General features: G+C 62.0%; 23 protein-coding genes. 15 read left to right on the top strand and 8 right to left on the bottom strand.

Translation table 11 applies throughout. The features are described 5' to 3' along the window. Positions 1-11: 11 nt before the first annotated feature. From IV098_RS10005 to IV098_RS10025, 5 genes are all read right to left on the bottom strand, one after another. On the bottom strand, positions 12-545 hold the full coding sequence (locus IV098_RS10005; RefSeq protein WP_296888680.1) for an NUDIX hydrolase: 534 nt from the start codon (positions 543-545) through the stop codon (positions 12-14). A gap of 87 nt (positions 546-632) precedes the next feature. Then, a complete protein-coding gene (locus IV098_RS10010; RefSeq protein ID WP_296888682.1) occupies positions 633-1,334 on the bottom strand; it encodes an SAM-dependent methyltransferase in 702 nt (233 codons plus the stop codon). Next, entirely contained in the window at positions 1,316-1,939 is a 624-nt protein-coding gene (locus IV098_RS10015; protein WP_296888684.1) for a Maf family nucleotide pyrophosphatase, read from the bottom strand. Before IV098_RS10015 ends, IV098_RS10010 begins: the two co-directional genes overlap by 19 nt. Beyond that, positions 1,936-3,786: a sodium-extruding oxaloacetate decarboxylase subunit alpha gene (gene oadA / locus IV098_RS10020; RefSeq protein WP_296888686.1), complete on the bottom strand. Its 1,851-nt coding sequence runs from the start codon at positions 3,784-3,786 to the stop codon at positions 1,936-1,938. The genes IV098_RS10015 and oadA overlap by 4 nt, the downstream gene beginning before the upstream one ends. A gap of 2 nt (positions 3,787-3,788) precedes the next feature. Then, positions 3,789-5,207: an acetyl-CoA carboxylase biotin carboxylase subunit gene (locus IV098_RS10025; RefSeq protein WP_296888688.1), complete on the bottom strand. Its 1,419-nt coding sequence runs from the start codon at positions 5,205-5,207 to the stop codon at positions 3,789-3,791. 121 nt (positions 5,208-5,328) lie between these two features. Between IV098_RS10025 and IV098_RS10030 the strand changes: the two genes are divergently transcribed. The 15 genes from IV098_RS10030 to IV098_RS10100 all read left to right on the top strand — a co-directional run bounded on the left by IV098_RS10030 (position 5,329) and on the right by IV098_RS10100 (position 17,487). Further along, positions 5,329-5,778 carry a DUF177 domain-containing protein gene (locus tag IV098_RS10030; RefSeq protein ID WP_296888690.1) on the top strand — a complete coding sequence of 150 codons (450 nt, stop codon included), beginning with the start codon at positions 5,329-5,331 and terminating at the stop codon, positions 5,776-5,778. Positions 5,779-5,850: 72 nt separating this feature from the next. Continuing rightward, positions 5,851-6,030, top strand: coding sequence for a 50S ribosomal protein L32 (rpmF, locus tag IV098_RS10035; RefSeq protein WP_296888724.1), 180 nt, complete (start codon positions 5,851-5,853; stop codon positions 6,028-6,030). Positions 6,031-6,141: 111 nt separating this feature from the next. Beyond that, positions 6,142-7,161, top strand: a complete 1,020-nt coding sequence (plsX, locus tag IV098_RS10040) for a phosphate acyltransferase PlsX (RefSeq protein ID WP_296888692.1) — start codon at positions 6,142-6,144, stop codon at positions 7,159-7,161. Then, positions 7,158-8,117 (top strand): beta-ketoacyl-ACP synthase III, encoded by a 960-nt coding sequence (locus IV098_RS10045; protein WP_296888694.1) that lies wholly within the window; start codon positions 7,158-7,160, stop codon positions 8,115-8,117. The genes plsX and IV098_RS10045 overlap by 4 nt, the downstream gene beginning before the upstream one ends. 9 nt (positions 8,118-8,126) lie before the next feature. Further along, positions 8,127-9,065, top strand: a complete 939-nt coding sequence (fabD, locus tag IV098_RS10050) for an ACP S-malonyltransferase (RefSeq protein WP_296888697.1) — start codon at positions 8,127-8,129, stop codon at positions 9,063-9,065. A gap of 11 nt (positions 9,066-9,076) precedes the next feature. Then, complete coding sequence (gene fabG / locus IV098_RS10055; protein WP_296888699.1) at positions 9,077-9,847, top strand: 3-oxoacyl-ACP reductase FabG; 771 nt, start codon at positions 9,077-9,079, stop codon at positions 9,845-9,847. A gap of 115 nt (positions 9,848-9,962) precedes the next feature. Then, a complete protein-coding gene (gene acpP / locus IV098_RS10060) occupies positions 9,963-10,196 on the top strand; it encodes an acyl carrier protein (protein WP_018509429.1) in 234 nt (77 codons plus the stop codon). A 42-nt stretch (positions 10,197-10,238) separates the two neighbouring features. Continuing rightward, positions 10,239-11,471, top strand: a complete 1,233-nt coding sequence (gene fabF / locus IV098_RS10065; RefSeq protein ID WP_296888702.1) for a beta-ketoacyl-ACP synthase II — start codon at positions 10,239-10,241, stop codon at positions 11,469-11,471. A gap of 34 nt (positions 11,472-11,505) precedes the next feature. Further along, complete coding sequence (locus IV098_RS10070) at positions 11,506-12,849, top strand: aminodeoxychorismate synthase component I (protein ID WP_296888704.1); 1,344 nt, start codon at positions 11,506-11,508, stop codon at positions 12,847-12,849. Beyond that, positions 12,846-13,649 carry an aminodeoxychorismate lyase gene (gene pabC, locus IV098_RS10075; protein WP_296888706.1) on the top strand — a complete coding sequence of 268 codons (804 nt, stop codon included), beginning with the start codon at positions 12,846-12,848 and terminating at the stop codon, positions 13,647-13,649. The genes IV098_RS10070 and pabC overlap by 4 nt, the downstream gene beginning before the upstream one ends. After that, positions 13,633-14,622, top strand: coding sequence for an endolytic transglycosylase MltG (gene mltG, locus IV098_RS10080; protein WP_296888708.1), 990 nt, complete (start codon positions 13,633-13,635; stop codon positions 14,620-14,622). Before pabC ends, mltG begins: the two co-directional genes overlap by 17 nt. Positions 14,623-14,624: 2 nt before the next feature. Continuing rightward, positions 14,625-15,233, top strand: a complete 609-nt coding sequence (gene tmk, locus IV098_RS10085; RefSeq protein WP_296888710.1) for a dTMP kinase — start codon at positions 14,625-14,627, stop codon at positions 15,231-15,233. Continuing rightward, positions 15,230-16,210, top strand: a complete 981-nt coding sequence (gene holB, locus IV098_RS10090) for a DNA polymerase III subunit delta' (RefSeq protein WP_296888712.1) — start codon at positions 15,230-15,232, stop codon at positions 16,208-16,210. The genes tmk and holB overlap by 4 nt, the downstream gene beginning before the upstream one ends. 38 nt (positions 16,211-16,248) lie before the next feature. After that, positions 16,249-16,620 carry a PilZ domain-containing protein gene (locus tag IV098_RS10095; RefSeq protein WP_296888714.1) on the top strand — a complete coding sequence of 124 codons (372 nt, stop codon included), beginning with the start codon at positions 16,249-16,251 and terminating at the stop codon, positions 16,618-16,620. A gap of 99 nt (positions 16,621-16,719) precedes the next feature. Continuing rightward, positions 16,720-17,487 carry a TatD family hydrolase gene (locus IV098_RS10100; protein ID WP_296888716.1) on the top strand — a complete coding sequence of 256 codons (768 nt, stop codon included), beginning with the start codon at positions 16,720-16,722 and terminating at the stop codon, positions 17,485-17,487. A 12-nt stretch (positions 17,488-17,499) separates the two neighbouring features. Here the strand turns inward: IV098_RS10100 and dnaJ are convergent, their stop codons facing one another. The 3 genes from dnaJ to grpE form a co-directional block, all read right to left on the bottom strand. Continuing rightward, complete coding sequence (gene dnaJ, locus IV098_RS10105; RefSeq protein ID WP_296888718.1) at positions 17,500-18,621, bottom strand: molecular chaperone DnaJ; 1,122 nt, start codon at positions 18,619-18,621, stop codon at positions 17,500-17,502. A 109-nt stretch (positions 18,622-18,730) separates the two neighbouring features. Continuing rightward, positions 18,731-20,641 carry a molecular chaperone DnaK gene (gene dnaK / locus IV098_RS10110; RefSeq protein WP_296888720.1) on the bottom strand — a complete coding sequence of 637 codons (1,911 nt, stop codon included), beginning with the start codon at positions 20,639-20,641 and terminating at the stop codon, positions 18,731-18,733. 86 nt (positions 20,642-20,727) lie between these two features. Next, on the bottom strand, positions 20,728-21,255 hold the full coding sequence (gene grpE / locus IV098_RS10115; protein ID WP_296888722.1) for a nucleotide exchange factor GrpE: 528 nt from the start codon (positions 21,253-21,255) through the stop codon (positions 20,728-20,730). Positions 21,256-21,459: the final 204 nt, after the last annotated feature.

The following is a 21,459-nucleotide window of genomic DNA, read 5'->3' on the forward strand; positions in this document are numbered from 1 at the left end:
TTGCGGGCGATTCAGCGCGAGCGGAGGTCGCCGAAATGAAAGTCGAATGCGCCCTTGCGGCGGTCTTCGAAATACTGCTCCAGCGAAAGCCGGATGGTGCGAAACGCGATTTCGTCCCAGGGAATTTCGGCTTCGCTGAACAGCCGAGTTTCCAGCGACTCGATGCCGGGCTTGAAGTCCAGGTCGAGCAGGCGGGCGCGGAACATGAGGTAGACCTGACTGATATGCGGCAGGTTGTACAGGGTATACAGACCGTGAACCTCGACCCGGGCGCCGGCTTCTTCCCAGGTTTCGCGCACTGCGCCTTCCAGCGTCGTTTCACCGTTTTCCATGAAGCCGGCGGGTAGCGTCCACAAGCCGTATTTGGGTTCGATCGCGCGGCGGCACAACAAAATCTTGTCTTCCCATTCCGGCAGGCAGCCGACGACCATTTTGGGGTTCTGGTAGTGGATCGTGCCGCAGTCAGGACATACATGGCGCGGCAGGTGGTCGCCCGTCGGTACCCGCAGCACGACGCTGCTGCCGCATTCACTGCAAAAATTCATGTTGCGTCCTATCTGTCAGGGTGGGGGCACGGTAGCAAAACGCGGCGGGTTTGTTCAAGGACCGGTGCGATCAGGTCCGGTTCCATCTCACACGCCGATTCCGAATACCGCGAGGCGATCCTTCGACGCGTCGGTGTGCCCGCGCCAGTTTTTTGCGCTGCGGGTCTGGATCCACTGGCTGGGCAGGCTGATGTCCGCCCCCACGCTGATGAGGGTGGCGGGCGCCAGGGTTTGCGCCAGAGCCTCCAGCAAGGCTGCGCTGCGGTAGGGCGTTTCGATGAAAAGCTGGGTGGCGCGGTCGCGCCGCGCGGTTTGTTCGAGGCTGCGGATGGCCTGGCTGCGTTCGGGTTCCTTGGCCGGCAGGTAGCCGTGAAAGGCGAAGCGTTGTCCGCCCAGTCCCGAGGCCATCAGCGCCAGCAGGATGGACGAGGGGCCGATCAGCGGCACGACCGGAATGCCTTCGCGATGCGCCGCGAGCACGAGCGCAGCGCCCGGGTCGGCGACGGCAGGGCAGCCGGCTTCGGACAGCAGGCCGAGGTCGTGGCCGGCCTTGAGCGGCGCCAGCAAGGTCGGTATCGAGGCGGCAGGCGTGTGCTCGTTGAGCTCTGAGAGTTGCAGCGACTGGATTGGTTGCGGGTGGCCCATGGCCTTGAGGTGGGCGCGGGCGGTCTTGGCGCGCTCGACGACGAAGTACTCGAGGCGACAGGCGATGGCGAGGGTGTCCGGCGGCAGGCAGTTGTGCGGATCGACCGGGCCGAGCGGAACCGGAATCAGGTAGAGGCTGGCCATGTCAGTACATCCACGCCCTCGTTCAGCAGCATCTCGGTCAGGGCCATCAGTGGCAGGCCGATCAGCGCGGTGGGGTCGGGGCTGTCCATGCGCGTCATCAGCGCGATGCCGAGCGCTTCGCTCTTGGCCGAGCCGGCGCAATCGTAGGGCGTTTCCTTTTTCAGATAAGCCTCAATCTGTGCGTCGGTGAGCGGGCGGATATGCACGACGGTGGGCACGTCGCGCGTCTGGATGTGGCCGGTGCGACTGTTGAGCAGGCTCAGCGCAGTGTGGAACACCATGGCCTTGCCCTGCATTGTTTTCAGCTGGGCGAAGGCCTTGTCGAAATTGCCCGGCTTGCCGAGCTGTGCGCTGTCGAGCATCAGCACCTGATCGGAACCGATGATGAGTGCGTCGGGACAGGTTGACGCAGCAGCCTGCGCCTTCAGTACCGACAGCCGCAGCGCGGTGGCCGAGGGGGACTCGTCTGGCAGCGGGGTTTCGTCGACGTCGGGCGATAGCACCTCGAACGGGAGGCCGAGGCGCGACAGCAGTTCGCGCCGGTAGCGCGAGGTGGAAGCCAGGACAAGTTTGGCGGGTCCGGATTGCGGCGGGTTCTGCTTCATTCGGGCTGGATTTCCACCAGCGCCATGTCGGGCGTCACCGCATCGCCTTTCTTGGCGAAGATGCTGATGACGACGCCGGCGATCGGCGCCTGCACTTCGTTCTCCATTTTCATCGCCTCGATCACCAGCACGCCGTCGCCGGCCTTGACCGTCTGGCCGATGCTGACCAGCACGTCGACGATGGAACCCGGCATAGCGGCAGTGACGTGGCCGGGATGGCTGGGGCGGGGCTTCTGGCCGGGCGCGGGGGCAGTGGCACTGGCTTTGCGCGTGGACTTTTCGCTGCCGCCGGATACGGCGACTTCGTTCAGCGGTTCGACCAGTACTTCTTCGGTGACGCCGTCGATCGCCACGAAGTAGGGGCGCTGGGTGGCGTCCGAGCGGCCGCTGCCCGACAGTTTGATGTGGTAGGTCTCGCCGTGCAGGGTGATCTTGAATTCGTCGGCGGCGTAGCGTGGCGCGTTGTCCTGCGTGGCCGCGCTCTGCTGGGGCAGCAGCGGCTCGGGCTTGAGGCTGCCTGCTGAGCGCTCCTGCAGCCAGGTTTTGCCGATCTCGGGAAACATGGCGTAGGTCAGCACGTCTTCGTCGGACTTGGCGAGGCCTTCGATTTCGTTGCGCAGCTTGTCGAGTTCGTCGCCCAGCAGGTCGGCGGGGCGGCACGTAGTGACGTCGAGGTCGCCGATGGCCATCTTGCGCACTTCTTCGTTGACGTGTCCCGGCGCGCGGCCGTAGCGGCCCTGCAGGTAAAGCTTCACTTCGTTGGTCACCGATTTGTAGCGTGCGCCCGTCATGACGTTCAGCGCGGCCTGGGTGCCGACGATCTGCGAGGTGGGTGTGACCAGCGGCGGGAAGCCAAGGTCTGCACGTACCCGTGGAATTTCCTCGAGCACGGCATCCATCTTGTCGAGCGAGCCTTGTTCCTTCAACTGGTTGGCCAGATTGGAAATCATCCCGCCCGGCACCTGGTTGATCAGCACGCGGGTGTCGGTGCCGGTGAAGGCGGATTCGAACTGCCAGTATTTCTTGCGTGTTTCCTTGAAATAGGCCGAGATTTCCTCGATCAGCGGCAGCGACAAGCCAGTGTCGTATTCGGTGCCGGCCAAGGCTGCGACCAGGCTTTGCGTGGTGGGGTGGCTCGCCCCTTCGGCGAACGCGCCGACGCAGGTATCGATGATGCTCGCCCCGGCTTCCACCGCCTTCAGGTGCGTCATGTGCGCAAGCCCCGAGGTGGCGTGGCTATGGGTATGGATGGGCAGATTCGTCGCGGCGCGGATGGCGCTGACCAGTTCGAACGCGGTATAGGGTGTGAGCAGGCCCGCCATGTCCTTGATCGCGATGGTGTCGCAACCCATCTCGGCCAGGCCTTTGGCGAGTTCGACGAAATGCGGAATGTTATGCACCGGGCTGGTGGTGTAGCAGACGGTGCCTTCGGCATGCTTGCCGGCAGCCTTGACGGCCTCGACCGAGACCCGGAGGTTACGCAGGTCGTTCATCGCGTCGAAAATGCGGAACACGTCGACGCCGTTGTCGGCCGATTTCTGCACGAAGGCGCGCACCACGTCGTCGGAGTAATTGCGATAGCCGAGCAGGTTCTGCCCGCGCAGCAGCATCTGGATGCGCGTGTTGGGCAGCGCTTTTCTCAATTGCCGCAGGCGTTCCCACGGATCTTCGCGCAGGAAGCGCACGCAGGCGTCGAAGGTGGCGCCGCCCCAGGCCTCCAGCGACCAGAAGCCGACCTGGTCGAGTTTGCCGCAGATCGGCAGCATGTCGGCAGTCTGCATGCGGGTGGCGATGAGCGACTGGTGGCCGTCGCGCAGGACGAGATCGGTAACGAATACTTTGGCCATGGTTACAACCCCTGATGAGCGGCGATGGCGGCGGCGATGGCGGCGGCCATCACTTCCGGCGGTTTCTTTTCGGTGTATTGCGTGAGTTCCGGATGGTCGTCGACGAAACTGGTGTTGAAGCGACCGCTCTTGAACTCAGGGTTCTTGAGGATTTCCTTGTAATACGGAATGGTCGTTTTCACGCCATACACCAGCATGTCGGACAGTGCGCGGCTGCCGCGCGCGATGGTCGATTCCCAGTTCAGATTCCACACCGTGAGTTTGGCGCACATCGAATCGAAGTAGGGCGGAATCACGTAATCGGTGTAGATCGCGGCATCCACCCGCACGCCGGGTCCGCCCGGCGAGTAATAGCGCGTGATGCGGCCGAGGCTCGGAAGAAATTCGTTTTTCGGGTCTTCGGCATTGATGCGGAATTCGATGGCAAAACCGCGGTGGCTGATCTCGTCCTGTTTGTACTGCAGCGGCAGGCCGGACGCGATGCGGATCTGTTCCTGCACGATGTCGACGCCGGTGATGGTTTCGGTGATGGGATGCTCGACCTGCAGGCGGGTGTTCATTTCCATGAAATAGAACTGGTTGTCCTGGTCGAGCAGGAATTCCACCGTGCCGGCGTTGACGTAGCCGACCGATTTGGCGGCGCGCACCGCCAGCTTGCCGATATATTGACGTTGCGCTTCGGTGAGCTGGGGCGAAGGCGCGATTTCGATCAGCTTCTGGTTGCGCCGCTGGATCGAGCAGTCACGCTCGAACAGGTGAATCACGTTGCCCTGGGTGTCGCCCAGAACCTGCACCTCGATGTGCTTGGGCCGCACCACGCATTTTTCGACGAAGACTTCGGGCTTGCCGAAGGCCTTGCTGGCTTCCGACACCACGCGGTCATAATTCTTGAGCAGTTCGGCTTCGTTGTCGCAGCGGCGGATGCCACGCCCGCCGCCGCCGTTGGTGGCTTTCAACATCACCGGATAGCCGATTTTGTTCGCCAGCGTGCGGGCTTCCTCGACATTTTCCAGGTTGTGGTCCGAGCCGGGCGTGACCGGAATGCCCGCTGCGATCATCGCGTTGCGGGCCTGGATCTTGTCGCCCATCTGGCGGATCACCTCCGGTGAGGGGCCGATGAAGCGGATGCCGCGGCGCGCGCAGATGGTCGCCAGATCGGGATTTTCGGAGAGGAAGCCGTAACCGGGATGCAACGCGTCGCAGCCCGAAGCGGCCGCCAGATTGACCAGCGTGTGTGCGTTCAGATAGCCCAGAATCGGGTCCTTGCCGATGTGGTAAGCCTCGTCGGCCTTTTTCACATGGAGTGCGTGGCGGTCGGCGTCGGTATAGATGGCGACCGACTTGATGCCGAGTTCGGCGCAGGCACGCACGATACGGACGGCGATCTCGCCCCGGTTGGCGACCAGTATTTTCTTGAGCATGGGCTGGGCGAACCTTAAATCACGGCTGGGAGGAAGGGTTGTCCGGGGTGTCTTTGACAAAAAGAACGCGAAATCATATCATTGCGGGCTAATGTTGCTGGCCATGTCTACCGGGTGCGTCATGAAAGAATCCGCCACGCTGCGTCCAATCGCGCTACACCCGGTCGAGGTCGATCCGTGGCGTTTTTGCAAGGATGCGCAGTCGTGGGAAACCCGCTCGGATGTCACTGCGTTTCCGCGGCTTGCCCATGAATTTACGCAAGGCACCCTGTTTTGTCGAGTGCAGGGGCGGGTCAACCAGCGGGGCAGTTTGTCTTTGCAGGTAATGGTCAGCGGCGATGTGGAGATGACGTGCCAGCGCTGTCTGAACCCCATGCCGTATCGGGTTGAGGTTGAGCGCACCCTGTATCTGGCGCGCAACGAGGCTGAACTGGAACGACTGGATGCTTTGCCCGACAGCGATGCGATCCAGGCTGGCGAAAGCTTGAGTCTGGTCGAGTTGATCGAAGATGAAGTGTTGCTGGGCCTGCCGGTGGCAGTGATGCATCCGGAAGGTGAATGCCCGGCTTGAAGGGCGCCACTTTGTTTGAAACGTATTTTTAACGCACCCGAATCGGGTGCGACGATTTTTAAGGAGCAAGAAATGGCTGTTCAGCAGAATAAAAAATCCCCGTCCAAGCGTGGCATGCACCGCTCGCACGATTTCCTGACCGCGCCGGCGCTGGCTGTCGAAGCAACCACGGGCGAAGCGCATCTGCGTCACCATATCAGCCCCAACGGCTTTTATCGTGGCCGCAAAGTCGTCAAGGCCAAAGGCGAATAATTTCATTTGCGCCACGCCGATTGCGCTGTGTTTGATCGCAGTCGTGTTTGATCGACCCGTGTTTGATCACATCGGTGCGGCGTGTCCTGTTCAGCCCCTCTGTCCGGCTGCATGAGAAATATCACAGTTGCCATTGATGTCATGGGGGGCGATCACGGCCCCCATGTCACGGTCCCGGCAGCGATCCGTTGTCTTGCGCGTCATCCCGACCTGAATGTGATTCTGGTCGGGCCGCAGGATATTGTCGCGGCCGAGCTCAAGGCGCGCCGAGCCAAGCCGAATCCGCGCCTGATCGTGCGCCACGCCAGCCAGGTGGTGGCGATGGACGAAGCGCCCGCGTTCGCGTTGCGCGGCAAAAAAGACTCTTCGATGCGTGTGGCGATCGACCTCGTCAAGTCCGGCGAGGCCGATGCCTGCGTGTCGGCGGGCAATACCGGCGCGTTGATGGCGACTGCCCGTTTTGTCCTGAAAACCCTGCCCGGCATCGACCGTCCAGCGATTGCGGCGGTGATGCCGACGATCAGTGGGCACGCGCTGGTACTGGACATGGGCGCCAACGTCGACTGTACCGCCGAACACCTGCTGCAGTTCGGCATCATGGGCGCGATGCTGGTAGCGGCGGTCGAGCATAATCCCAATCCGAGCGTGGGGCTGTTGAACATTGGCGAAGAAGACATCAAGGGCAACGAGATGGTGAAGCGCGCCGCAGAGTTGCTGCGCGACAGTCATCTCAACTTCTACGGCAACGTCGAAGGCAACGACATTTTCAAGGGCACGACCGATGTGGTGGTATGCGACGGCTTCGTCGGCAATGTCACGCTGAAGGCTTCCGAAGGTCTGGCCAAGATGATCGCGACTACGTTGAAGGCCGAGTTCAAGCGCAACTGGCTGACCCGCTTGTCCGGCCTGATGGCCTTGCCCGTACTCAATGCGTTCAAGAAGCGGCTCGATCCGCGGCGTTACAACGGCGCTACCTTGCTCGGACTCAAGGGCGTGGTGGTGAAAAGCCATGGCTCGGCCGACCGTTTTGCGTTCGAGCACGCGATCGATACCGCCAGCGACGAAGTCCGCAACAACGTGCTGAAACGCATCACCGACCAGATCCAGCTTTTGCATCGGGAGCCCGCTTGAGCCATTCGCGCATTCTCGGCACCGGCAGTTATCTGCCGGCGCATATCCTCACCAATGCCGACCTCGAAAAGCTGGTTGAGACGAACGATCAGTGGATCGTCGAACGGACCGGCATACGCGAACGTCACATTGCCGCCGAAGGCGAGTACACCAGCGATCTGGCGACAGCGGCAGCGCGCGCAGCGCTGGATGCGGCAGGCCTGGCAGCGGACGATATTGATCTGCTGCTGGTGGCCACCACCACGCCCGATCTGGTGTTTCCCAGTACCGCCTGCATCGTGCAGTCCAAGCTTGGCATGAGCAACGGCAAACCGGCGTTCGACCTGCAGGCAGTGTGCAGTGGGTTCGTGTATGCCATGAGCGTGGCAGACCAGTTCATCAAGACCGGCGCGGCGAAACATGTGCTGGTGATCGGTGCTGAAACCCTGTCGCGCATCACCGACTGGAACGACCGCGGCAACTGCATCCTTTGGGGCGACGGCGCTGGTGCCGTGGTGCTGGGGGCGTCTGCCGAACCGGGCATCATCGCCACCCATATTCACGCCGACGGCCGCCACAAGGAGTTGTTGCGCACCACCACCGGGGTGTCGGACGGCATGGACGCGCCTGCGTTGATGCGGATGGAGGGCAATGCCGTGTTCAAGATGGCGGTCAACACGCTCGACCGCATCGTTGACGAGACGCTGGAAGCCAACGGCCTGCAGAAGTCCGACATCGACTGGCTGGTGCCGCATCAGGCCAATATCCGCATCATCAGCGCCACCGCAAAAAAACTCGGCATGAGCATGGACAACGTAGTGACCACCGTTGCCGGTCACGGCAACACCTCGGCGGCTTCGGTGCCGCTGGCGTTCGACGTGGCGGTGCGCGACGGCCGCATCCAGCGCGGCCAGACCGTGCTGATGGAGGCCTTTGGTGGCGGCTTCACCTGGGGCTCCGTGCTCCTTAAGTATTAAGGTATTCAAATGGTTACCCACAATAAAAATCTGGCTTTTGTATTTCCCGGACAGGGCTCGCAATCGGTCGGCATGATGCAGGGTTGGGGCGAGCGTTCCGAAGTGCGCGCCACCTTCCTGGAAGCATCCGATGCGCTGGGCGAGGACCTGTGGGCTCTGGTAAGCGACGGCCCGGCCGATCTGCTCAACCAGACCATCAACACCCAGCCTGCGATGCTGGCTGCCGACGTGGCCGCCTGGCGTGTGTGGCAGGCGGCGGGCGGCGCGACCCCTGCGCTGCTGGCAGGTCACAGCCTGGGCGAATATGCGGCACTGGTTGCGGCGGGCGCCCTGAGCTTCGCCGATGCGATCAAGCTGGTGCGTTTCCGCGCCGAAGCCATGCAGTCCGCGGTGCCCGAAGGCGTCGGCGCGATGGCGGCGATTCTGGGTCTGGACGACGATGCGGTTCGTGCGGTTTGCGCGGATGCAGCCGCGGGCGAAGTGGTTGAGGCAGTCAATCTCAACTCGCCCGGTCAGGTAGTGATCGCCGGCAACAAGGCCGCGGTCGAGCGTGCCATGGCGCTGGCCAAGGAAAAGGGCGCCAAGCGCGCGCTGCCGCTGCCGGTCAGTGTGCCGTCGCATTCTTCGCTGATGCTGCCCGCTGCCGAAAAACTGCTGGCGCATCTGCAGGCTATAACGATCACAGCGCCCGCGATTCCCGTGCTGCACAACACCGATGTGCAAAGCCATGCCGACGCGGCTGCGATTCGCGTCGCGCTGGCGAAACAGCTGCACACCCCGGTGCGCTGGGTCGAGACCGTGCAGGCGCTGAAAGCGGCCGGCATCGAACGCGTGATCGAATGCGGCCCCGGCAAGGTGCTCGCCGGCCTCAACAAGCGCATCGACGATAGCCTGCCGGCTGTGGCGCTGGTGGATGAAGCCAGCCTGCAGGCTGCATTGAACAACTGATGGGAGACAACATGCTGCAAGGAAGCCCCGCGCACAGCGCGAATCTTGAAGGCCAGGTCGCCCTCGTTACGGGCGCCAGCCGGGGTATCGGCCAGGCGATTGCGCTGGCTCTGGGCCAGGCAGGCGCAACCGTGATCGGCACCGCCACCAGCGACAAGGGTGCGCAGGCGATCAGCGAATATCTGGCAGCGGCCAATATCAAGGGTTGCGGCATGAATCTCAATGTCACCGATGGCGCGGCAGTGGAGGCCGTGATGGCTGCGATCACCAAGCAGTTTGGCGATGTCGGCATTCTGGTCAACAACGCGGGCATCACGCGCGACAACCTGCTGATGCGAATGAAGGACGAGGAGTGGGACGACATCATGGCGACCAACCTGACGTCGGTTTTCCGCCTGTCGCGTGCGGTATTGCGCGCCATGATGAAAGCGCGTAGCGGGCGCATCATCAGCATCGCCTCGGTGGTCGGCGCAATGGGCAACGCCGGGCAGACCAACTACAGCGCGGCCAAGGCCGGCATCATGGGCTTCACCAAATCGCTGGCGCGCGAAGTGGGCAGCCGCAATATCACGGTCAACTGCGTCGCGCCGGGTTTTATCGACACCGATATGACGCGTGCGCTGCCCGACGCCCAGCGTCAGGCGCTGCTGGACCATATTCCGCTGGGACGTTTGGGGTCGGTAGACGACATCGCGCAAGCCGTGGTGTTTCTGGCGTCGCCGGCTGCGGGCTATGTTTCGGGCACCACTTTGCACGTCAATGGCGGGATGTACATGGCATGACATCGGCTAATTCCGGTGTTAATTTTGATAGAATTCGGGGCTGCCATTTTGCGTAGTTTCAATTTCACGGTTTCAGTTCGAATGAAGCCTGTTTTTTTCAAAGAGGGGATCAGTAATGGAAAACGTGCAGCGTGTAATTAAAGTCGTCGCCGAGCAATTGGGCGTGAACGAAGCAGACATCAAGAACGAGTCTTCATTCGTTGGCGATCTGGGCGCTGACTCGCTCGATACGGTTGAGCTGGTCATGGCGCTGGAAGAAGAATTCGGCTGCGAAATCCCTGATGAAGATGCAGAGAAAATCACGACCGTCCAGCAGGCGATTGACTACGTCAACAGCCATTCGAGCTGATCGATCGTTTATTAAGCTAGTACTGAGCTGGAAGGGCTGAGTTTGTCCAAACGTCGCGTTGTCGTCACCGGCCTGGGGATCGTTTCTCCGGTCGGCAATACCATTCCGGAAGCCTGGGATAACCTGGTGGCCGGCCGTTCCGGAATTGCCCGGATCACCCGTTTCGATCCCACGCCGTTCGCCTCGCAAATCGCCGGCGAGGTCAAGAATTTCGATGTTGATCAATACATCAACCCGAAAGAGGCGCGCCGCATGGATACGTTCATCCAGTTCGGCATGGCTGCGGGGATCCAGGCGATTCGGGATTCCGGCCTGGAAGTGAGCGAAGCGAATGCCGAGCGCATCGGCATCAACATCGGCTCAGGCATCGGCGGCTTGCCGTTGATCGAGGCGACGCACGACTTGCTGCTGGAATCGGGGCCGAGGAAGATTTCGCCCTTCTTCATTCCGGGTTCCATCATCAACATGATTTCCGGCAACCTGTCCATCCAGTTCGGCATCAAGGGCCCCAACCTCGCGGTGGTGACGGCCTGCACCACCGGTCTGCATGCGATCGGCATGTCTGCCCGCATGATTGCCTATGGCGATGTGGACGTGATGGTTGCAGGCGGTTCCGAACAGGCGACCTCGCAGCTGGGCGTCGGCGGTTTTGCCGCAGCGCGTGCGCTGTCCACCCGTAACGACGATCCGGCGACCGCCAGCCGTCCGTGGGACAAGGATCGCGATGGTTTCGTGCTGGGCGAAGGCGCCGGCGTGATGGTGCTCGAGGAATACGAACACGCCAAGGCGCGCGGCGCCAAAATCTACGCGGAAGTGGTGGGGTTCGGGATGAGCGGCGACGCTTACCACATGACCGCGCCGAGCACCGACGGGCCCCGACGCTCGATGGTGAATGCGATGCGGGACGCCGGACTCAATCCCGACCAGATTCAGTACGTCAATGCGCACGGCACCTCGACCCCGCTCGGCGACAAGAATGAAACCGACGCGATCAAGCTTGCCATGGGCGATGCAGCCTACAAGACGGTGGTCAACTCGACCAAGTCGATGACCGGCCACTTGCTGGGTGGCGCCGGCGGCGTGGAGTCGGTGTTCACCGTTCTGGCGGTGCACAATCAGATATCGCCGCCGACCATCAACATCTTTTCGCAAGATCCGGAGTGCGATCTTGATTACTGCGCCAACACCGCGCGTGACATGAAGATCGAGGCGGCGCTCAAGAACAATTTCGGGTTTGGCGGCACCAACGGTTCTCTCATTTTCAAACGCGTTTGACGCCATCGACAAGCGGGGCGCGGCAACCTATCCAGTGGCAACCCATCCTGCGGCATCCGATCCGGTTGCGCCGGCCATCCTGGCGTGGTCCGGTCATCCTGATCTGGTTGGCTTGCAAGCCTCGAATCCGCAGCGTTATCCGGGTTTGTTTTTGAGTAGTGGCGATACCGGTTGGGACGTGCTGTTTGCGTTTCCGCAGGACGTCACCCGCATCGATTCTGCTGCTGGGCTGCAGCAGTTGCAGTTGCATCCGGCGATGCAATTGCAACCTGTCCCTCTTCTACATTCGCATCATGGTTTGCCATTTACCGGCGGCTGGCTGTGCGCATTGGCCTACGAACTCGGTGGTGCGTTCGAACCGAGTGTCGGACTGGCTGACGACGCGGACTATCCGCTGGCGTGGCTGGCACGCATTCCCGCTGCGGTTCTGTTCGAGCGGAGCAGCGGGCGCTGCCTGCTGGTCGCCGAGCACGCGCACCGCGCGCTGCTGGATCAGCTGGCGCATGATCTCGCACAGTGTCCGTTCCGCGTGCCGGCTTTGCCCGAAATGCACGCACTGCATGAAGATGACCCCGCTGTTTTTCTGGCGAGGGTGGCGCAGATTCAGGATTACATCCGTGCCGGCGACGTGTTTCAGGTGAATCTGTCGCGTGGCTGGCAAGCCAGCTTCGACACGCAGGTTGCTCCGGCCGCCCTGTTTGCGCAGCTCATGTCGCGCAATCCTGCGCCCTTTTCCGCTTTGTTGCAGATGGACGATTGGGCGATCGTGAGCTCGTCGCCCGAACGGCTGGTGCGCCTGGATACGGATCGCCGGCTGGAAACCCGGCCGATTGCAGGGACTCACCCACGCAGCGAGGAGGGTGCGGAAGATGCCGCGTTGCGCGCGCGCCTGCAGGCGCACCCGAAGGAACGCGCCGAACACATCATGCTGGTCGATCTGGAACGCAACGATCTGGGCCGTGTGTGCGAAACCGGAACGGTGAAGGTGGATGCCCTGATGGAAATCGCCAGCTACCGGCATGTGCATCACATCGAATCGAGCGTGAGCGGAATTCTGCGCAAGGGCATGCGCGTATTCGACGCCCTGCGGGCGGTGTTTCCGGGCGGAACCATCACCGGCTGCCCCAAGCTGCGCACCATGCAGATCATCCACGAGCTGGAGCAAACCCCGCGCCGCAGTTACACCGGTAGTGTCGGTTACATCAATCGCGATGGCAGTTTCGACTTCAACATCCTGATCCGCAGTTTTCTGCTGCGCGGGCACGCGCTCAGCTTCCGCGCGGGTGCGGGCATTGTGGCGGACTCGGATGCGGCACGCGAACTGGACGAGACCCGCGCCAAGGCGCGTGGCCTGCTGCGCACGCTGGGGATGGCATGATCCGGGTCAATGGTCAGGCGATGGATTGCGTCAGCGCACAGGATCGTGGACTGGCCTATGGTGATGGCGTATTCCGCACGCTGCGCACCGAGGCTGGCCAGCCGCTCTGGTGGACCGACCATTACGCCAAGCTGGCGGCCGATTGCGCCGCCATGATGCTGGCTTGCCCGGACGAGGCCGCATTGCTCGCCGAGGTGCTTCAGGTGGCCGAGCCCGGGCAGGGCGTAGTCAAGATCATGCTGACGCGCGGCTTGAGTGCGCGCGGGTATGCCGTGCCGGCTGAATCCACGCCTACGTGCATTGTGATAGCGTCTGCGTTGCCGCAGCATGCCCGGAATGCTGAAGCCATTCAGGCGCGCTGGTGCCAGCTCAGGCTGGCGCGGCAGCCGAGGCTGGCAGGGATCAAGCATTTGAACCGGCTGGAAAATGTCCTGGCGCGCGCCGAGTGGAACGATCCTGCGATACTGGAAGGCCTGTTGTGCGACGACAGCGGCGCAGTCGTCAGCGGCGTGATGAGCAATGTGTTGTGGGTGAAGGACGACGCACTCTTTACCCCCGACCTGGATCAGTGCGGCGTGGCGGGCGTGGCCCGGAAGCGGGTGCTGCGCGCGGCGGCACGCCTGGGGATCCGCACCCATAGCGGCCGCTTTTTGCCGGACGAACTCCTCGCCGCCGATGAGGTCATGATCTGCAACAGCCTGCTGGGCGTGCGCCGTCTGGCGCGCCTGGAAATGAAAATCTGGTCGCCTGCGGGCTGGACCTCAACCTTGAATGCCGCCTTGTATGAAGACGTGGATTAAGCGACTGATCGTGTTGTCTGTACTGGTTGCGATGATGGGGGCAGGCGGACTCGCCTGGTATGCCAGACAGCCGCTGCAGATCGAAGTGTTGCCTACAACCGTCAATGTGACGCCGGGAACGAATTTGCGCCGCTTGAGCACGCAGCTCAAAAAGGACGGCGTGATCCGTAGCGCTTCAGCTTTCTGGCTGCTCGGACGCGTGCTGGGCAAAGGTAGCTCGCTGAAATCCGGCCTGTATACCCTGGATCAGCCGCTGACCCCGCTGGCGCTGTACGCCAAGTTCGAACAGGGCGACGTTTCACAGGCTATCGTGCAGTTCATTGAAGGCAGGAACTGGCGTGAAGTACGCGCAATACTTGCAGGCCAGACCCTGCTGAAGAACGACAGCGCGAGCCTGAGCGACGCCGAGTTGATGCGTGCGATCGGTGCAACCGAGACTTATCCGGAAGGCTTGCTGTTTCCTGACACCTATTTTTATGCACCGCACACATCCGATCTCGACGTGCTGCGCCGCGCCTATCAATTGCAGCGCGAGAAGCTCCAGGCCGCCTGGGACAAGCGTGCGCCAGGCTTGCCCTATCGCACCCCGTACGAGGCCCTGATCATGGCGTCCATCGTGGAAAAGGAAACCGGCGCGGCGTTTGAGCGGCCGCAAATTGCCGGGGTGTTCCTCAACCGGCTGCGGCTGGGTATGCGCCTGCAGACCGATCCCACCGTGATTTATGGTCTCGGCGAGCGCTTTGACGGCAACCTGCGCAAGGCCGATCTGCTGCGCGACACGCCTTACAACACCTACACTCGCGCCGGGCTACCCCCGACGCCGATCGCGATGCCGAGCGAGGCTGCCATCATGGCCGCCCTGAACCCGGCTAAAACCAGCGCGCTGTATTTCGTCGCACGGGGTAACGGCACCCATGTTTTCTCCAGCACGCTCGAAGCCCATAATCGCGCGGTAAACCGCTACCAACGATGACCATGACCGGTAAATTCATCACCCTTGATGGCGTCGATGGCGCCGGAAAAAGCACCCACCTGGGCTTTGTCGCCGACTGGCTACGCCAGCAGGGAAAGGAAGTGATCGTCACGCGCGAGCCCGGCGGCACGCCGCTGGGTGAAACCCTGCGGGAATTGCTGCTGCATCGCGAGATGGATGCGGACACTGAACTGTTGCTGATGTTCGCCGCGCGACAGGAGCACCTGGCCAAGTTGATCCTGCCCGCGTTGGCGCGCGGCGCCTGGGTGCTGTCCGACCGCTTCACTGACGCCAGCTACGCCTACCAGTGCGGTGGCCGGGGCATTGCGGTGGAACGCATCGCCGCGCTGGAGGCCTGGGTACAGCGAGGATTTGCGCCGGATCTCACCCTGTTGTTCGATGTGTCGCCGGAAGTCGCCGAGGCGCGGCGTTCCGCTGCTCGCGCAGCCGATCGCTTCGAGCGTGAGGCCGATTCGTTTTTTACCCGGGTGCGCGAGGCCTATCTGGTGCGGGCGAAAGCGGATCCCGGGCGCATCCGCGTGCTGGATGCGGGCCACAGCATTGCCGAGCTGCAAGCCGAAATCGGCCAGCTATTGCAGGGATTGATGTGAACGCACCCTATCCTTGGCTGGAGAGCGCATGGCTGCGTTTGCTGGCGACCCGGGCGCGTCCGGCGCAGGCCTTGCTGCTGGCCGGGCCGCGCGGCGTTGGCAAGGGCGCGCTGGCGCAGGCCTGGGCGCAAACCCTGCTGTGCGAAGCACCGCAGCCGGATGGTGCGGCCTGCGGTACGTGTGCAGCCTGTCACTGGTTCGAAGCGGGCACGCATCCGGATTTTCATGTGCTGACCCTGCAGGAGAAAACCACCAAGGAAGGCGAAACGCGGATGGCCACCGCGATCGAAGTCGATCAGGCGCGCGAGGCGGTCGATTTCGTTCGCCTGTCGACCTATCGGGCGGGGAATCGCGTGGTTCTGGTCGACCCGGCGGACACCCTCAATATTGCCTCGGCCAACGCCTTGTTAAAGGTACTCGAAGAGCCGCCGTTAAATACCGTATTCGTGTTGGTCTCGGACCAGCCGCGGCGTTTGTTGCCGACCATCCGCAGCCGCTGCGCCCGTTTCGACATCGGTTTGCCTTCCGAGGCGCTGGCGGCGACATGGCTGGCCAGCCAGGGTGTGGTGGACGCGGCAAGTCTGCTGGCGCTGGCCGGGGGGGCGCCGCTAGATGCACAGGGCTGGGGCGGCGCTGAGCTGGAAGAGCGGCGCGGCGTGCTGGAAGGACTGGCGCGGCTGGATCAGCTGGACCCGGTGACCCTGGGCGAGCGCTGGAAAACGCTTAGTCCGCAGACCTGGCACGCTGTGGTCTACAAGTGGCTGGGCGATTTACTGGCGGTAAAGTTGCAGGGCAAGGTGCGATTTAATCGCGATTTTTCCGGAGTGCTGGAACAGTTGGGGAAGCGGGCGGATCTGTCCGGATTGCTGGCGCTGGCCAGAACGCAGGCCGCCGAGGGCAGGACGCTGACGCATCCGCTCAATCGCAGCCTGCAGCTGCAGGCCTGGCTGATACAGTACCGACATATGTTCGATTGAAGAGTTACATTGAAAAAAAACAGCGAAGAGAAACGATCATGAGTGCAATCCCAAACGATGTGACAGGACAGGTTCGGCCCGGTGTGCTGTCCCTCTCGATCAAGGAAAAATCAGCCTTGTTCGCGGCCTTCATGCCTTTCATCAAGGGCGGCGGCTTGTTCATCCCGACCAATAAAACCTACAAGATGGGCGAAGACGTGTTCATGCTGCTGACGCTGATGGACGATCCGGCCAAGTTGCCGGTGTCCGGCAAGGTGGTGTGGGTAACACCAGTGGGTTCGCATGGCGGTCGCACCCAGGGCGTGGGCGTGCAGTTCGCACCGAACGATAGCGGCCGGGCCGCGCAAAAGAAAATTGAAGGCTTTCTCGGCGGTTCGTTAAAATCACTGCGTCCCACGCACACCATGTAGGACAGGCGCAGTTCATTTACAAGCGCGGCGCCTGTCCCTTGCATAGCCATGGCGCCTGCAAGGGGCTTGTATCTTGTAAATGAGCCTTGGTCCTGATCCATGTACATCGATTCGCACTGCCACATCAATTTCCCCGATTTTTCCGGCAAGCTGCCGCAGCTGTTCGAGCTGATGCAGGCCAACGCGGTGAGCCACGCCTTGTGCATCAGCGTGGAGCTGGAAAAGTTTCCCGAGATTCGCCAGCTTGCCGAGACCTACCCGAACGTGTATGCCTCGGTCGGCGTGCACCCCGATCACGAAGAATGTACCGAGCCCACGGTCGATGAGCTGGTCGCGCTGGCAGACCATCCCAAAGTCGTGGCGATTGGCGAAACCGGACTGGATTATTTTCGCCTGACGGGCGATCTGGAGTGGCAGCGCGAACGCTTCCGCACCCATATCCGCGCCGCACGGCTGACGCACAAACCCCTGGTGATCCATACGCGCGCCGCGGCTGACGACACGTTGCGCATCATGCGCGAGGAGCGGGCAGGCGAGGCGGGCGGGGTGATGCACTGCTTTACCGAAAGCCTGGCAGTGGCCGAAGCAGCCATCGAGCTGGGCTTTTATATTTCGTTTTCCGGCATCGTGACGTTCAAGAACGCCGTGGCCCTGCGTGAAGTCGCCGCGGCGATTCCGCTGGATCGCATGCTGATCGAGACCGACTCACCGTATCTGGCGCCGGTCCCGCATCGCGGCCAGACCAATCAGCCTGGCTATGTCAAACACGTGGCAGAAGAGATCGCGCGGGTGCGTGGCAGCACCCCCGAAGCCATAGGCGCAGCCACCAGTGAGAATTTCTTCCGCCTGTTTGCGGCCGCTGTCTGAGTCTTCAGTCGATCACGAACTGAAGAAAGACTTCACCTTGTCCATGAAGGACTGCGCGCGCGGGTTGTTGTTGCGCCCCGAGCTCAGTGTGTCGAATTCGCGCAGCAGCTCGCGCTGACGCTCCGACAGGTTCACCGGCGTTTCCACTTGCATGTGGCACATCAGGTCGCCGGGCGCCTGGCTGCGCACTCCCTTGATGCCTTTGCCGCGCAGACGGAACACCTTGCCGGTTTGCGTTTCGGGCGGAATCTTGATTTTGGCGTGGCTGTCCAGCGTCGGGATTTCAACCTCGCCGCCTAAAGCTGCCGTGGCGAAACTGATCGGCATTTCGCAATGCAGATCATCGCCATCGCGCTTGAAGACAGCGTGCTCCTTCAGCTGGATCACCACGTACAAATCGCCGGCCGGGCCGCCGTTGACGCCGGCTTCACCTTCACCGCCGAGGCGGATGCGATCGCCGTTGTCGACCCCGGCCGGGATCTTGACCGACAGGGTCTTGTGTTTTTTGACCCGGCCTTCGCCATGACACGCCGTGCAGGGATCGCTCACCATCTTGCCGCTGCCGCCGCAACGCGGGCAGGTTTGCTGCACCGAGAAAAAGCCCTGCTGGATGCGCACCTGGCCATGGCCGCCGCAGGTGGTGCAGGTGGTAGGCGTGGTGCCGGGTTTGGCGCCGCTGCCGTGGCAGACCCCGCATTCTTCCAAGGTCGGGATGCGAATCTTGGTTTCGGTGCCGCGCGCGGCTTCTTCCAGACCGATTTCCAGGTTGTAGCGCAGGTCGGCGCCGCGGTAGACGCGGTCGTGGCGGTTGCCGCCGCCCCCGCCGAAGATGTCGCCGAAAATGTCGGAAAAGGCATCGGAAAACCCGCTGCCGCCGCCAAATCCGCCGCCGCCCATGCCGGCTTGCTGGTCGACGCCGGCGTGGCCAAACTGGTCATAGGCGGCACGCTTGTCCGAGTCGGACAGGACTTCGTAGGCGAGCTTGGCCTCCTTGAATTTCTCCTCCGCGCCCTTGTCGTCCGGGTTGCGGTCAGGATGGTGTTTCATGGCCAGCTTGCGATAGGCCTTCTTGATTTCTTCGTCCGAGGCGTTTTTGGCGACGCCGAGGATTTCGTAGTAGTCGCGTTTTGACATGGTGGTGAGCGGTTAGCGGTGAGCAGTGAACGGTAAGAAGTGAGCCGGAGAAACAGCAAGCGGTGAGCGATTTTCACCGCTCACCGCTTGCTGCTCACCGTTTACCCGCTTACTTGTCCTTGACCTCTTCAAACTCGGCATCCACCACGTTGTCGTCGGCCGCTGAGGCGTCGCCATCGGCTGCGCCCGGCTGCTTGGCCTGCTCCTCCTTGTACATCTGTTCGGCGAGCTTGTGGCTGGCGGTGGCCAGCGCGTTGGTCTTGGCTTCGATGGTGTCCTTGTCGCCTTCGCGCACGGCCTCCTCGCACTCCTTCAGCGCGGCTTCGATCGCGGCCTTCTCGTCGGCCGAAACCTTGTCACCGTGCTCGGCAATTGATTTCTTGACCGAGTGGATCATGCTGTCGGCGGCGTTGCGTGCAGTCGCCAGTTCCACTGCCTTGTGGTCTTCGGCGGCATTGGCTTCGGCGTCTTTCACCATGCGCTGGATTTCCTCTTCGGAAAGGCCCGAGCTTGCCTGGATCTTGATCTTGTTTTCCTTGCCGGTGGCCTTGTCCTTGGCCGACACGTGCAGGATGCCGTTGGCGTCGATGTCGAAGGTGACTTCGATCTGCGGCATGCCGCGCGGCGCAGGCGGAATGTCGGACAGGTTGAACTGGCCGAGGCTCTTGTTGCCCGAGGCGATTTCACGCTCACCCTGCAGCACGTGCACGGTCACAGCGCTCTGATTGTCGTCGGCCGTCGAGAAGACCTGCGAAGCCTTGGTCGGGATCGTGGTGTTCTTCGGGATCAGCTTGGTCATCACGCTGCCCAGGGTTTCGATGCCCAGCGACAACGGCGTCACGTCGAGCAGCAATACATCCTTGACCTCGCCCTGCAGCACGCCGCCCTGAATCGCAGCGCCCACGGCGACCGCTTCATCCGGGTTGACGTCGCGGCGTGCTTCCTTGCCGAAGAAGTCCTTCACCGCATCCATCACTTTGGGCATGCGGGTCTGGCCACCGACCAGAATCACGTCGTCCACTTGAGACGTGGTCAGGCCGGCATCTTTCAGCGCCATCTTGCACGGATCGATGGTGCGCTTGATCAGATCTTCCACCAGCGCCTCGAACTTGGCGCGGGTGATCTTCACGGCCAGGTGTTTGGGACCGGAGGCGTCAGCGGTGATGTAGGGTAGGTTGACTTCGGTCTGCTGCGCGGACGACAGCTCGATCTTGGCCTTTTCCGCCGCTTCCTTCAGCCGTTGCAGCGCCAGCACGTCCTTCTTCAGGTCGACGCCTTGCTCTTTCTTGAATTCGTCGGCGATGTAGTCGATCAGGCGCTGGTCGAAGTCTTCGCCGCCGAGGAAGGTGTCGCCGTTGGTCGACAGCACTTCGAACTGATGCTCGCCGTCCATCTCGGCAATCTCGATGATGGAGATGTCGAAGGTGCCGCCGCCGAGGTCATACACCGCAATCTTGCGGTCGCCTTCCTTCTTGTCCATGCCGAAGGCGAGCGCGGCCGCGGTCGGCTCGTTGATGATGCGCTTGACTTCGAGGCCGGCGATGCGGCCGGCGTCTTTGGTGGCCTGGCGTTGGCTGTCGTTGAAGTAGGCCGGCACCGTGATGACGGCTTCGGTGACTTCTTCACCCAGATAATCTTCAGCGGTCTTTTTCATTTTGCGCAGGGTTTCAGCAGACACCTGCTGGGCGGCCATTTTGTTGCCGCGCACTTCCACCCAGGCGTCGCCGTTGTCTGCCTTGACGATCTTGTAAGGCATCAGGCCGATGTCCTTCTGCACTTCTTTTTCTTCGAAGCGGCGGCCGATCAGGCGCTTGACCGCGTACAGGGTGTTCTTGGGGTTGGTGACGGCCTGGCGCTTGGCCGGTGCGCCGACCAGGATTTCGCCATCTTCGGTGTAGGCGACGATGGACGGCGTGGTGCGCGCGCCTTCTACGTTTTCGATGACTTTAGGCGTGCCGTTTTCCATGACGGCCACGCAGGAGTTGGTGGTGCCGAGGTCGATACCGATGATGCGTCCCATGATGCGTTCCTTCTAAAAAGTATTTGAATGCGTTGATATGTGGGGAGAATTGCGCCCGTTTCAATAGCGGTGGCGCGTCCGATCGTTCAATCTTTGCCTTTTGCCACCATGACCAGCGCCGGGCGCAGGGTGCGCTCGTGCAGGCGATAGCCTTTTTGCAGCACGGTGACCACGGTGTTGGCGGGCTGATCGGATTCGATCATCTGGATGGCCTGATGCTGATGCGGGTCGAATTTTTCGCCGACCGGGTTGATCTCATTCAGGTTGAACTTGCCGAACGCCGCGACTAGTTGTTTCAGCGTCAGCTCGACGCCGTCCTTCATGTTTTCCACGCTGGGGGATTCGACGGTGAGTGCCGCTTCCAGGCTGTCTTTGACCGCCATGAGTTCGTTGGCGAAGTTTTCCACCGCGAACTTGCGCGCCTTGTCGACATCGTCCGCCGCGCGGCGTCGCATGTTCTCGGTTTCGGCCTTGGCGCGCAGCCAGGCATCGTGGTGTTCGGCTGCGACAAGCTCTGACGCTTTCAGCATTTCTTCCAGGCTGGGCATGGTTTCCTTGGTGTGCGCTGTCGGCGCGGCGGCAGCTTCTGCGTTGTTTTCGATGTTGTCCTGCATATGAACTCCCAGTTGATTCTGGCCAGCAAATGGGGGTGGGCGGGCGGGATTCAAGAGGCGAGTATCAACTTTTTCATGCGCCCGGAAGGGTTAATCGGGTTAACTTCAGATTGCTGTGGGGAGGCGCTTCCGGTATGATGCCGGGCTCCCGGAGAGGTGGATGAGCGGTTTAAGTCGCACGCCTGGAAAGCGTGTTTAGGATAA

It is taken from the genome of Thiobacillus sp., assembly GCF_018780105.1.
GTDB lineage: Bacteria > Pseudomonadota > Gammaproteobacteria > Burkholderiales > Thiobacillaceae > Thiobacillus.